At 48.3% G+C, this 12,937-nt stretch carries 9 protein-coding genes; 2 read left to right on the top strand and 7 right to left on the bottom strand.

Annotated elements, in window-relative coordinates; all coding sequences use genetic code 11:
* Positions 1-130 precede the first annotated feature (130 nt).
* Positions 131-538 carry a hypothetical protein gene (locus RG807_RS05940; RefSeq protein WP_309044075.1) on the top strand — a complete coding sequence of 136 codons (408 nt, stop codon included), beginning with the start codon at positions 131-133 and terminating at the stop codon, positions 536-538.
* A 6-nt stretch (positions 539-544) separates the two neighbouring features.
* Here the strand turns inward: RG807_RS05940 and RG807_RS05945 are convergent, their stop codons facing one another.
* Positions 545-1,003, bottom strand: a complete 459-nt coding sequence (locus RG807_RS05945) for a very short patch repair endonuclease (RefSeq protein WP_309044076.1) — start codon at positions 1,001-1,003, stop codon at positions 545-547.
* On the opposite strand from RG807_RS05945, the gene RG807_RS05950 reads away from it, so the two are divergent.
* Positions 980-2,638, top strand: a complete 1,659-nt coding sequence (locus RG807_RS05950) for a DNA cytosine methyltransferase (RefSeq protein ID WP_309044077.1) — start codon at positions 980-982, stop codon at positions 2,636-2,638. The two genes, RG807_RS05945 and RG807_RS05950, sit on opposite strands and share 24 nt — an antisense overlap.
* A 101-nt stretch (positions 2,639-2,739) precedes the next feature.
* Here RG807_RS05950 and RG807_RS05955 read toward each other — a convergent pair whose 3' ends face one another.
* From RG807_RS05955 to RG807_RS05980, 6 genes are all read right to left on the bottom strand, one after another.
* Positions 2,740-4,806, bottom strand: a complete 2,067-nt coding sequence (locus RG807_RS05955; protein WP_309044078.1) for an AIPR family protein — start codon at positions 4,804-4,806, stop codon at positions 2,740-2,742.
* Entirely contained in the window at positions 4,799-5,788 is a 990-nt protein-coding gene (locus RG807_RS05960; RefSeq protein ID WP_353962121.1) for a PD-(D/E)XK motif protein, read from the bottom strand. Before RG807_RS05960 ends, RG807_RS05955 begins: the two co-directional genes overlap by 8 nt.
* On the bottom strand, positions 5,748-8,483 hold the full coding sequence (locus RG807_RS05965) for a Z1 domain-containing protein (RefSeq protein WP_309044080.1): 2,736 nt from the start codon (positions 8,481-8,483) through the stop codon (positions 5,748-5,750). The genes RG807_RS05960 and RG807_RS05965 overlap by 41 nt, the downstream gene beginning before the upstream one ends.
* Positions 8,480-9,988, bottom strand: coding sequence for an ATP-binding protein (locus RG807_RS05970; protein ID WP_309044081.1), 1,509 nt, complete (start codon positions 9,986-9,988; stop codon positions 8,480-8,482). Before RG807_RS05970 ends, RG807_RS05965 begins: the two co-directional genes overlap by 4 nt.
* Positions 9,989-10,241: 253 nt before the next feature.
* Positions 10,242-10,871: a class I SAM-dependent methyltransferase gene (locus RG807_RS05975; protein WP_309044082.1), complete on the bottom strand. Its 630-nt coding sequence runs from the start codon at positions 10,869-10,871 to the stop codon at positions 10,242-10,244.
* A 49-nt stretch (positions 10,872-10,920) separates the two neighbouring features.
* Positions 10,921-12,888 carry a diguanylate cyclase domain-containing protein gene (locus RG807_RS05980; RefSeq protein ID WP_309044083.1) on the bottom strand — a complete coding sequence of 656 codons (1,968 nt, stop codon included), beginning with the start codon at positions 12,886-12,888 and terminating at the stop codon, positions 10,921-10,923.
* Positions 12,889-12,937: the final 49 nt, after the last annotated feature.

A 12,937-nucleotide genomic window follows, 5' to 3' on the forward strand; every position in this document is an offset into this window, starting at 1 on the left:
CAACGCTTTGCCAATAAAATCATGATGAAAAAGCCGCCCGAATTTGTGACTTGGGCGGCTTTTTAACGTTGCAAACATTAACTCCCCAGAGTACTGTACATAAACACAGTATTCATTATAGGGAGCCCCCATGAAGAAGGAACTTCAAACCTCAAAAAGCGTTCTGGATGAAGGCATCGACAGAACTCTTCGTCTCAATATCCCGATTCCAAACCCGGACACGGTTACACCCGAGGACGTAATCCGCTATCGAGTGCTCGTCGCTCACGCCTGGATAGAGCGGGATATTAAATTCAACTTTTTACCCGATGACATTCCTGATTTTGCCACGATTGGAGACTATTGCGATCACAACATGTATCTGCTGGACGAAGCCCTACACGGCTCCAAAGTTGGCAGCTTTTATGAGTGGGACTGGGATGTGCAGAAAATATGCGACCACTTCAATGCCGTCGCAGATGCTCTCAGTATGTGGTTAGCATCAGGTCGAAAAGGAAGCGCTGCAGACTACATTGATATCGAAGCTTCATTTAGCTGAGAAAACTCATGGCCGAGCTGGGCTGGTTTCACCAAAACAGCTCAACCCAGTTATCCAGCTTGATAGTTCGTCGATGACTGGCGCAAGGGATTCAGCGCGTGCGTTCTTTATTGAACACTCCCACAGAATGAAAACCCGCCAGCCTTGATCCAGCAGTGTTTCGATGCTTTTGCGGTCACGCTCCTGATTAGCACCAATCTTTGAACGCCAGAACTCTGGCCGAGTTTTAGGCCATTTGAACAGGTGACAGCTGTGGCCGTGCCAAAAACACCCATTGATGAAAACCACAGCGTTGTAGCGCGGAAGCGTAATGTCTGGTTTCCCGGCAAGATCCTTACGATGAAGGCGATACCGGAATCCCCTAGCATGCAGCGCTTGTCGAACAACAAGCTCCGGCTTGGTGTTTTTGCCACGGATTCCGGACATCATTCGTGAGCGTGTATGCTTATCAACAATGTCAGTCATCTGATATTAAAACCTGGAATTCATTCAAAGGCCTGGTATGCTAGTGCGCCACCAAATCTCGGTGATCATCTCATGAAAAACCAAATCAAAATAATTGATCTTTTCGCTGGCCCCGGTGGCTTAGGGGAAGGATTTTCAGCTCTTGAGACCGAGAACGGAGATTTCCCATTTCAAATCGCAGCCTCCGTAGAAATGGAGCCCAACGCGCATAAAACGCTAACGCTCAGAGCATTCTTTCGCCAGTTTCGAGGCAAAGAAGTGCCAAAGGAATATTACGACTACGTCCGTTCAGGCGGCAGGGGTGACCTGGACGAAGTTTTCAGCGAGTACCTTGAGCAGCTCCAGGCAGCAAAGGATGAAACCCTGGGTGGGCCAAAAGCTCTCGGCAGCGAAGACCACGATGAAATTTTTCAGGCAATAGAGGACGCTCTCAAAAATCATAAGGGGCCAACAGTCGTTATTGGAGGTCCCCCTTGCCAGGCCTACTCGTTAGTCGGGAGGGCCAGAAATAAGGGCAACAAGTCTTATCAACCAGAGGAAGACGCCAGGCATTTCCTTTATCAGGAATACCTCAAGGTACTCGACCTTGTGAACCCTGACGTTTTCGTGATGGAGAACGTAAAGGGCATCCTGACAGCCAAGGTGAATGGAAATCCTATCTTCGAGGAGATCCAGAAGGACTTACGGCACCCCGGAAAAGCTGTTGGCAATCATGGCAGTGACGTTGAATACGATCTCTACCCATTGGCGGTGGAAATAGGTAAAGGGCGTGCTAAATACTCAGGTAAAGACTTCGTTATTCGAGCAGAAGAGTTTGGCATCCCCCAAGCTCGCCATCGAGTCATAATTCTGGGCGTGAGGAGAGACCATCAGCATAAAGTACCCAGCAGCCGACTCCTCGGACAGTGGCAGACAAACGAGTTAATAACTGCCGACCAAGTCCTATATGACCTTCCCTCTCTGAGGAGCGGCCAAACCAAGGTTCTGAAGAACGATTATCAGGCATGGCTCGATAATCTGAAAAAGGCCGAAGGCCATGCGAGTTTAACACCCGCGCTCCGAAATGCGGCGAAGAAATATGCGCGGGAAGCTGGCAGTCGACCTAGTGTGGATCCAGGCCAAGGCCTGCCATTTGTAGAGCAAGCCGAAAAGAATCTACAACGAATGCCTGAAGCCTTACAGAAATGGTACTTGGACAAAGAGCTGGAGGGCGTCCCAAATCATCAGGCAAGAAATCATATGCCGGAGGATCTGCACAGGTACTTTTATGCCAGCTGCTATGCGGAGATAAACGAAGGCCTATCTCCCAGGTCAGCGGACTATCCAGATGAACTGGCGCCCGCACATAAAAACTGGAAAAGTGGTCACTTTGCAGATCGATTTAAAGTGCAGTCTCGCCACAGAGTGGCCAGCACGGTAACCAGTCACATTTCAAAGGACGGGCACTACTTCATTCACTATGACCCTGCCCAGTGCCGCAGCCTTACGGTGCGTGAAGCCGCCAGGATTCAGACGTTTCCTGACAATTATTTCTTCGAGGGAAACCGGACTCAGCAGTACGTTCAGGTCGGGAATGCCGTACCCCCTCTATTGGCTAAAAAGATTGCCTTGGTTGTTCATGAGCTTCTTTGCTAATTGGTGAAGATGCAAAGGAAAAGCCAAGGACGTGTTGCATAACCAAGCATGCGTCGAGCATGTAACAGCTCCCCATGGCTACATGGGGAGTCGCGAAGAAATTAGCCTTGAAACCCCTCATCCTTTAGTTTATTCAGTGCCGATAGGGCAACAATGCATTGCTTTTCAGATGGCATTTTCCTAGGAATGGCCGCACAGGTTTCCACCACACCTAGTTCTTTCGGGGTCAACATGCCTCTTTCCCGAGCCCAATCTCGAGCTTTTGTCCAAAGGTGACCTCCCAGACGGTGAACCTCTATTTCTGCATTAACATTGCTATCAAGTTTTGCCTCTGCCTTTGCCTCCTTGACGCGACTCCTCGCTGCGCCCGCAGAAATTAACACGCGCTCAAATTTGTCCGGATAATTTACCTCTGCTTCAGTCAGCCACGTCCAACAAACCTCCTTCTTTGCCCATTCACTGGCATTTCGAACTCCCTCCGGCGGATGATTTATTACATCTTGGGCAACTACCCCCGCTGCCAATAGTGCGGCTTTCAGAGTGAGTGAAACTTGCTGGCTCTTCCAAATCAGATCAAGATCTATTACTTGCCCATGTTGCTTTGCATCAAAAACAACTTTCGATATACCGTACGTAACGATATTAGCCCGGTACCCACCCTGATACCAATCAGCACTGGAGACGAGCTTTTCCATGGTGCGAAAGAGGATTGCTTTTGCTACTAATCGTTTAAACCATAGCTCATCAAAAACAGCACCCTCCTTACCCCAATTCTTTCCAATATTCTTTGCAAACTCCGCAAAATTTTTCTGCGCCCCACGGCTTACAATATGTGGCATGCATTCAAAGGTGTTCTCATACTTGGCAAGATCAGTTTTTGTGAAGAATTGGCTCCTTGGAAACTCAGCGTCGTATTTCTTTCTTTCTGTTGGAGTGCGACGGCCCCTTTCATCAGCATACTGACCTCTAGCGCGTTCATAAAACCACTTTGTTTCTCGATATCCATCCTCCCCGGCTGGGGCGAGTATGCGGCGGGAAAAGCCCTCAACCTGAATATGAAAGGGGTGATTCGCAAAAAAATCTGCAGCGTTAACTTTATTCTGACTGTTCGCGTATTCTGAGATGCGGGGTACAACATTTTCAGACTGAGAGCGAGGAACAATAGTGAGCTTCATCTGTACATGAACATCGCTGAGCTGATCCTCAAACGTTTTTCTCGCAGCATGTAAGGAGGCCGTGGTCTGACCACCGTTAACAATTTGCAGGTTATCCGCGCGCACCATTTCGAGTCCCGAAGAGGTTTGCTTGATATCAACACCATCTGCAGTGGCACTTAATCCATTGTTGTACGAGAAAAACATATTAGGCTCATCTCGTATTGTATTTCTAATGCCTTGGTTTACCTTACCTCTAGCTTGCAGGAAGCTTCGGACGTTTGCCTCGAGAAGGCGCGGCCCCCATTTTTCGTAAATACCAGCCAACTGCGCCCCCGGAATCACTGCTAGATAGCTTTCAAACGCCCCTTCTCCTCCGGATGCTCTCAGCACCGGAATACCACCACCAAAGTCACTCTCAAAATCAATGATAAGGTCTGCCCTAGCTTGACCTTGCTCCATGAACTGCTTTAAGCGTTTAAGATCCCAAACGCTAAGGGTGAGCTGCTTTCCATCAACCGCAGCAAGATTGTCAGCATCTGACCGGGCACTAAAATTCCCATTTGTCACAATGATTAACTTTACTTTTTGTACTGACTTCCATCTTGTGACAATCAGGTCTGCCAACCCAAAACCGGCACTGGTCTCCTCCAGGCGATCCCGGAAATCAGCATTCAAACTGGCCAAGAGAAAATTATAGAGCTTATTTCGTAGTCGCTCCACATGCCCCTTATTGACCACTCGCACATCATCACTTAACGCAAAGTCACATAATATAAGGGTAAGAACATCAGAGTTTTCACCAGGGTCACCACCATAACCGTCGACTAATATATGATGAAATGAATATTTTCCGTCATAATAGGCCCTGTTTGCTTCATCAATTTCACCAGCCTCTGATAAAAGCTCTGCCACTTTTTCAAAAAATGCTTCTGTAGTAACCACACCCAAAGCATCGGCATCACCTTGTATATCGGCAATCAATTCATGGTGAAAGCTATATAATTCATCCATTTTCCAAACCATCCCTGATTACTTCAACTAGGTCGATTTCTTTTTCAAATCTGGCGCAAGCTTCGATAGACAATGCATACTTAACCATTTCAATACCAGTTGGCAGCGGAACAGCAATACGCGGAAAGTCGTCTATTACCTCATAAGTTTTTACTTCCCCCAATTGCCAGCGGCGCCCGCCATAGTCATTTTCGGGATCATATCCATAATCATATAAAGCTACTTCCCAATCATCGATAGCGGTTACGGTTTCGGCGAAAAGCTGAGCAGTCATTTCTACATGGTCATGCAAGCTTTGCCCTACAGGGGTAACTGCAGACGCCACATTAACAATACGCATAAACAGCCGGCAGCCTTCAACGTCCGCCAACTGCTCCGCTGAAGAGATTGAAACAAAAGGTTTGGCAGCAACGCGACGAGTCTTCACCTCGATGCAAGTTCCGATGAACTCGAAATCCTTCGTAGCTCTACTTGGCCCTTTCCATGCGTCAATAGCAGCGTCTGGGCCCAAGCCGGCTATAAGCTCCCTGAGAACCGCCAGCTCACCCACAAGCCCTCTCTGCTCCTCAATAGACAAACCAGCTCTACTGCCACCTCTGAGAAGATGGTGCCATCGACGGGTACGCTGTATCGCCCTATTCAGGGCGTGGTCAATGCTGTCAGCAGATTCACACGCAGAAACAACGTCCCGACAGAGCGTTTCGAATATTTCTACCTGACTTTGTTCTTTTAGAGCGAGAACAAAAGCAGGAGCTGAAGCAGATGTGCGGAAACAAACTGAGAGATTCTTTAATTTGGGAAGCTCGGGAAGAGGATCCGGCAACTGCGGAAGTCGCAACATCAAGCCTGGCATACCAAGCTCAAGTGTCACCCAAAAAAAATCGAATTGCCCTGTGGCACTCACTCGCCGGGCTTCATCCGGGGGCAGTTTGCTCCAAGGATCAGGGCTCGTCATATTCTGACTCCTGATCCTCATCTTCATCCCCAAACAACTCGGTATATCTGACTGTATTCACAACATACTCTACTTTTTCAGTCGGACGGGATGAAACTGGCAAACTGATACCCCAGCCGACTACAGGTGCTTGCGGTATCAAATCACGATACTTCGCTTGTGAATCTTCAGTAGGATTTTTCGGTTGAACCAAATGCAGAATAAATAGCCCTTTGGTTCTCATTTGGCGATACGCTTTATCCGGATAATTCACAACATCACCCTTGTTTTTATTATTTGCCAAACGAAAGCTCTCCTCCGCTTGAAGCGCCTCACCAGGAGCAAGCCCGGCCTTTTCAATTCCTCTTGACGCTAACCTCATGCCTTTACCACTAAATGACATATAAGCATGTTTAGGGTCGCTAATACTGACTTTTCGTTCCGCAGGTATAATCTGGAGCCCCAAGGAGCAATCTGGCTCTCCAGATTTTTTTGATGTAATCAGAACATCCCACTTTTTGAGCTCCCCGTCGCTTCGAGCCTGAATATATTTACGGACAGGCCCAGTTTCTGTAGTGACACTTTGTTCCGCATTTCGCCAGCCGGCCAAAAACTGGTCAATGCTCTCCCAACTAATTCCTCTCCAAAGGTACCCCCATTCGGTAACTTCATGCTCAAGTTCGCCATCAATCAAATATCCGACGAAGGATCTTGATATTGCCATGTTCGCGGTTAGATCCTCTGATGTGACGCTCACCTTAGCGGTTTCTATAAACCGGTTGGAGAGCCCTACCATCGTAGTAACTTTTCTCCCTGATCCCATCTTGTTTCTAGCCGTGACCAAAAGAGAGGCTGGGTGACTCCTGACTGCCAACCCGAACATTTTGGGAGTTGCTTTTGCTTTCTCCATTATTTTCAGCTCTTCATGAAGCTCTTCGGAGGCGTTCGCTATGAATGCATACCAATCGATCGCCTCTGGTGGCATCCAAACACGACACAAATCCTCGTACCCACCTCTGTAGCCAAACCAGCGACCCATTTGCATCAGGGTGTCATACATCATTGTATTTCGTAGAAACCAGGTGACTGTCAATCCCTCTAATGTCAGTCCCCGGGATAACGAAAAGCCTCCGACTGCAATAACAGTCTGACCTCTTTCTCCTGCTGCAGAATAATCAAGATCATTAGCTCTACTGTTAACTTCAACAACCTTCGCAGAAGCTATACTTTCTAACAGACTCTTCTGAATGACGTCCCAGCTGAACTCAGTTTCTGAGTATTCTTGCAACCAAACATGATATAAAGCGGCAATCTCGGGGTCTTCCAGAGCAGCAGTTCCGCGTGCGGCATTAACTCTTGCCGCATTTTTTACATACTCAAGTATTTCGTGAATGCGATTTCTTAGCTTTCCCTGAACATCAGTAAATCGACTGGCGTTCACTAACATTGAACAATGGGAAGATGCATGGCCGCGAAGGTTTCTGATTACTCGCGCTAGCAAGAAGGTCCGTACAGCCTTTATTAAAGAATCAGGCAGGCTATCTAATTGATGATCAATTTTGTGCTTTACCGGAAGAATGTCCTCATTATCGGTTATGTATCTTAGCCAGACTGGTTCGCCTTCCTCCGGTATGCCATCAATAAATAATTTCCGTGGCCCAAAATAATTTGTCGGCGCATCAAGACCGATGATGAAATCTCTGGGAAACAGGTCTTCATTGAACATTTCGTCATCTTGATCTGGATCGATGAAGATATTGGCAAAAGGAGTTGCAGTGTATCCGACATAGCAGCTTCGATGGAACATACTCAACAAGTCACGGATTTGGCTATTGATCTTGGTCACCAACTTTTTATTGTACCCGGTATTTATCGAAGCATTATCAGCCTCATCATCAATTAGAATCATGGGCTGATCGATCATCTCCCGGTCACCTCTCGTGCTATTATCTCTAAGCCAGTCAAGAAGGTTCGAAAGTGTTCGGTGGTTCTTTTTAATAACAAGAACAACAGGAACTTTATATGAATCTATTTCACTAGTATTAGTTGACGCAGTTTCCTTATTAAAGTCTCTCAAAGTATTCGTCAGACTTACCGGCGTTCTGTTAGAGTCGAACTGTCCAACGCCTACCGTGTACCGCGCGCCTCCTTTTCCCTTTTCTTGGACTCTGCCAGTATCCCTGCCAATAAACCCTTCATCGATTCTGGCCTGAGTCTGGTTTCTCAAATTGTTATGAATACCAGCAATTACTATGATCAAACGGTACCCAGCGTCTGCAGCCTTACAGATAAGGCCGGTGTAGTTCGCAGTTTTTCCGCTCTGGACGTGGCCAACAACCATTCCCCGCCTGTCCCAAGCCATCTGTTTCTTGGGGTTCCCCAGCCGGCCGAGTATTTTGTCTGTAACCTTATCTGTTGATGTGACGACGTCTCGAGGTAACCCGTTCTGTAAAAGTAACTTTTGATACCGATGCCAATAGAAAGGTTCTATAGACGCTTTTGCATCGTCTAGCCAAGGTTCGAAATCATCTCCATCTACTACTGCCCCCAATCCGGCCTTGATACCCTGTTTTGCCTCAACTTCTCTTGCAAGGTGCTCTCTTTCCTCGGTATCAATTTCCGGAGCGACCGCATTCGCCAACGCCTCAATTAATCTCCGCAGCTCCTCTTCGGTTTTCCGTGGCTGATTGAATAAAGCTGATTCAACCACACTCATTAGCTGGTCATATTTACTGCCGCTCATGCATTTCCCTCGCGTAAATACTCTTCGATTATCTGTTTGGCTACGTACCAGTTTGACCTGAGAAAAGGATGACTTTGTAAGGTGTCTGAAAGAGAACCAGCTTCCACACCATTACTGACAAGAGCATCAGCTGTCGCATAGACCATCTGCCTCAGATCCTCTTCATCTGTCTCATCAGCCACAACCATCTCCGCGTTACCCACCAGCTCCGCGTGCAAAGTTTCAACAGGTAAACCTGAACCAACAAGACGCAAGCATCGTTTAAAGCCGTCACGCAAGCCCTCAGGAAGCTTATCTGAATACGCCTTGAATACTGGATGATCCAAATTAGGCCGGAAGGAAATCTCACCATCCTGTTGGACACGGTTCCAAATGGGGTGCTTGGTTTCGTCCACTAACTTTTGGCCACGCCTGCGATAGGTGCGTTTTGAGGTTCCAACAAAACGCTCTACCACCTTTTTAAGCCGCTCTCTTACAAGGGGAGGCAGTTGAGCAGAGGCCTTCTTGACATCAATTTTCCACTCAGCATCCATCGTGTTTGGAATGTCTACTGCTATCCGACACAACTTTGTGAGCTCCGTTTGGCGAGCCAGCCCAAGCCACCCACCAGCAATAATTAATCGATTTTCCCGGTATATATAGAGCCCCTGAGATTTGAGATAGCCCTCTGGCCCACCCGTTTCTTCCCACTCCTCACGTGTTACTTTTTTGTGGTGAGGCAGCGTGTAACAGCGAATACGAACATTACCTTTGCTAAGCTGGAGGACTTCTTCGGGGTCTTTTTGAGTAGCAGGATGAGATGCAGCCATTGGATCTATAGGCTTGAGTTCCCGGTCGTTGAGAAACAAAGTCAGCTTTGGATTCCGCCCTTCCAGAAACCTATGGAAAACCAGTCGAAGGTGTCGTTCTGCTCTCCCTAACTCAGCGTTTATGTAGCTGGTACGTTTAGGACGATCTTCACCAAACCCGTCTATCAGGCGATCAAGCTTTTCCCAGATAACCACCGTACCTGTCTCGCTCAATAGCTCATAGCCAGCAATGCTCTCAGGATGGTCAATTAGCTCGAGTGACCAATCGTTGCGTCGAGATATGCGGTCAAGATCCCAGCGCGCGCATGATACTTTTCCGTTTTTGCGAGTCAAAACTGTCAAACTTCTGCACTGGGAAAAGCTAGCACTTTTAAGTCCAAGCCCGAAACGCCCCAGATCATCGATGGCCCTAACATCCTTGGGATTCTTTGAGCCAAGCCGCATGGCCTCTATAAGTTCTGTTTCAGACATGCCAGAACCATTGTCCGCTAAGGCTATTACAGGCTTCTCAACTGCAGTGCTGGCAATTAACTGAATAGTTTTTGCTCCAGCAGATATTGAGTTATCAATAACATCTGCCAATGCAGTTTCGAGGCTGTACCCAAAGTCCCTGTGACCTTCAATCAAGGCCGCAGCATAGGGTGCAGCATCAACTTCTCGTACCGGATAGGCTTTTTTGCCTGCAACTCGTTCCATAGTCTCATTTATCCTACTCGTACTTAGTCGAGGGAGGAGTGCTGGTACGTCCTCTCTAAGATCTAACCAACGCGTGATACATTGATTTAAAGTTCTCCACCCCCTAGACACACGGGCATCAAAACTCTCTCGGCAAACCAATACTGCTTGATAAACGATCCCGTTCCAAGCTATGAATGTAGCTCACTCTTAGTCTTTAGTAACAAATAGTTACCGGGCACAACGGCATTTCACTTTCCCATATGCATTAACTTTAAATCGAAAACTTGGCATCAATATTTGTGACGGGATCGATAAGACCACGCTTATGAAAAACCCCATTCACCCAATACTCATCCCGCCCCGGCCTGCGATCTGCAGTCTGCCAAGTGGTTATCTTCTCAAGCCCGGGTAATGCACCTGCCCAGCGTTCAAGCTGAGCCTCTGTTGCATCGGTAAAGTGCCGGCCATTGTGTTCGCGCTGCCCTTCTCCTCTTTTGAAACTCAGGTATAAAACGCCGCCTGGCTTCATGGCTTGCCATAGTTGGGAGAGTGCTTGGGGTATCTGCTGCCCGGGGAGGTGGAGCAAGCTGGCACAGGCCCAGATGCCATCGTAGGCCTGATGTTCAGTAACCTGGCTAAATGTGCGAACAGAAACCGGGTGGCTTATGGCTTTGGTTGCCAGGGCAGCCAGTTTTTCGGAGGCATCAAACGCCGTAACGCGGTAGCCATGGGCCAGAAACTCGCGGGAGTCCCGCCCTGAGCCACAGCCTGCGTCCAGAATGTGTGCGTTTTCAGGGAGGTGTGGCAAAAATGCATCGTACAGTGCGGACATATCTACATGCAGCGTTTCGTCTATAAACTGCTGCGCGTGCGCGTTGTAGTAGGCAACCGATTGGCTCATGCCGAGAAGCGCCCTTTTGATTATCAACGAAGATCAGTGCACGACCAGTCTAGTCGTCGGTATTGGAAATTGGCAGGTCATGCTCACTGATAAAATACCGGTTCTTGCCCGCTCGCTTCGCTTCATACATGGCTGCATCGGCACTTTGCATAAGGCCTTCGTTGGTAATTCCAGCACCGCGAGCAACCACAATTCCAATACTCACACTCACCCGAGCAACCCCTTCGGGCATATAAACGGGCGCTGCAACTGCCTGAATAATCTTTTCAGCCACTGTTGTGGCATTTTCCGGTGAGGAGACTTCCGGTAGCAATACGATGAACTCGTCTCCACCCATACGCGCCACTGTGTCTGTCTCACGAATGCTGCTCTGCAGCCTCGCCCCGATTTCTTTTAAAAGGCTATCACCAGCATCGTGGCCAAGGGTGTCGTTCACTTCTTTAAAGTGGTCAAGATCAAGGAACATCAGCCCAAGATAGCGGGAATGACGCCTTGAGAGCGCAATAGCCAGGCTCAACCGATCGTCCAAAGCTCGCCGGTTGGGAAGGTCAGTCAAAATATCCTGATACGCGAGTGTGTGAATTTTCTCCTGGTACTTTTTCATCTCGGAGAAATCCTGGAATGAGATCACCACCCCCTCATCGCCAGTATCGCTGGTTAGCGGAGCAGCATTCAGGATCACCGGAATGGTGGCCTTATCTTTTCGGCGAAACTCCTCGTCTTTACTGCGGTATAGCTCGCGGGTATTCATCACGTTGAGGATGGAACAGCTGGTTTCATCTCCCTCATGCACGTGGAATACATCGTGCCCTTGTTTGGTGACCATTTCCTCGGAACTCCAGCCCAAAATTCGCTCAGCTTCCGGGTTGATATAGGTAACAACACCCTCGCTATCCATAACGATCAGGCCATCTCCAAGCACGCTGGAGATTTTCCAGAAGCGCCGGGCCTGCTGTGCGTTTTCGCGCCTTAGCTGGCGGCGATTGTGGAGGGAAAACTGGAAATAGAACGTCACCACTAATATCAGCACCACACCAATCAGGTAAAAACCAACTACCCATGGGTGCGTAAAAAGTGCGTTCGTCGGTAGTGTGCTTGAGGGTAAAAACGCAACAGCCTTCCAGGCGTAATCCTCACTTCCTTCTGATGAATCCAGCCCCAGAAGCGGGTGAACCGTTTCAAACACAAAGAGGCCTGCCGGCGTATCAATATGGCCACTTTCACTTTGTGATATGTGTTCCCATGCTTTCGGATACTCTCGCTGAAATGCAGAAGGCAAGCCAAACATGAAGCCCCACTCGTCGTTTTCATCCGGAGCAGATAACACGCCACCCTCGCTGTTAAGCAAAAATGCCGGGTAGGTTTCCCCCATGCTCTGCCTGAAGGTGTCCAGAAGCGACTGGCCTAGCATATTGAGAATTACAGTACCTTGCTTTTGGCCACCATCACCAAACACTGGTACACCAAACCGAACCATAGGCAGGTAGGGGGATTCGACCTGGCCGTTCTCAACATTCAAATCGAGAGGGGATACGTACACATTGCCCTCAGGCATGGCCAAGGTGCCAGTGAAATAGTAACGGGTGCCCTTAGACTGCAGTTGGCCATCAGGGGTAGTTACGCTGCTACCGGATGAATAATCCAGCCGAACCAACTCAGTTCCATCAACGTCGAGAAAGCGAATCTGGTTGTAGATTGATTTTTGCTCGAGCAGGACACGAAACACCTGCTTAAGCCGCACTTTGTCAATGTCAGCGCGAGATTGATTGAACGCCTCGGTCGCTGGCAGTTTTGACACTGTGCGCAGGTCATTCGCGGCGTAATCATAGATTTGGGTGAGTAGCCCGGAGGTGAGCCTAACTTTGGCCTGCTCAGCAATTTTTAAATCCGCGAGCTGTTCGCTTGCCTGATAGGTTAATGCACCATAAACAACAGCTGTAAATGCCACTGCGCAGAGAAGGCCCGTGATCAAGGCCGATTTAACATACCCTTGTTCTTTTATTCCGATACCTGACATGTGTTTCCAAAAGTGCTTTATTAAAAAGAATGGAAGGGCTGACTCAGTA

It is taken from the genome of Marinobacter sediminicola, from assembly GCF_031157525.1.
GTDB classification, from domain to species: Bacteria; Pseudomonadota; Gammaproteobacteria; order Pseudomonadales; family Oleiphilaceae; genus Marinobacter; species Marinobacter sediminicola.

Excerpts from the sequence above, each read along its gene's own strand:
- RG807_RS05950 (WP_309044077.1), top strand. The coding sequence starts at position 980 with ATGCTTATCAACAATGTCAGTCATCTGATATTAAAACCTGGAATTCAT.
- RG807_RS05940 (WP_309044075.1), top strand. The coding sequence starts at position 131 with ATGAAGAAGGAACTTCAAACCTCAAAAAGCGTTCTGGATGAAGGCATC.
- RG807_RS05970 (WP_309044081.1), bottom strand. The coding sequence starts at position 9,988 with ATGGAACGAGTTGCAGGCAAAAAAGCCTATCCGGTACGAGAAGTTGAT.
- RG807_RS05965 (WP_309044080.1), bottom strand. The coding sequence starts at position 8,483 with ATGAGCGGCAGTAAATATGACCAGCTAATGAGTGTGGTTGAATCAGCT.
- RG807_RS05980 (WP_309044083.1), bottom strand. The coding sequence starts at position 12,888 with ATGTCAGGTATCGGAATAAAAGAACAAGGGTATGTTAAATCGGCCTTG.
- RG807_RS05960 (WP_353962121.1), bottom strand. The coding sequence starts at position 5,788 with ATGAAGATGAGGATCAGGAGTCAGAATATGACGAGCCCTGATCCTTGG.
- RG807_RS05955 (WP_309044078.1), bottom strand. The coding sequence starts at position 4,806 with ATGGATGAATTATATAGCTTTCACCATGAATTGATTGCCGATATACAA.
- RG807_RS05975 (WP_309044082.1), bottom strand. The coding sequence starts at position 10,871 with ATGAGCCAATCGGTTGCCTACTACAACGCGCACGCGCAGCAGTTTATA.
- RG807_RS05945 (WP_309044076.1), bottom strand. The coding sequence starts at position 1,003 with ATGACTGACATTGTTGATAAGCATACACGCTCACGAATGATGTCCGGA.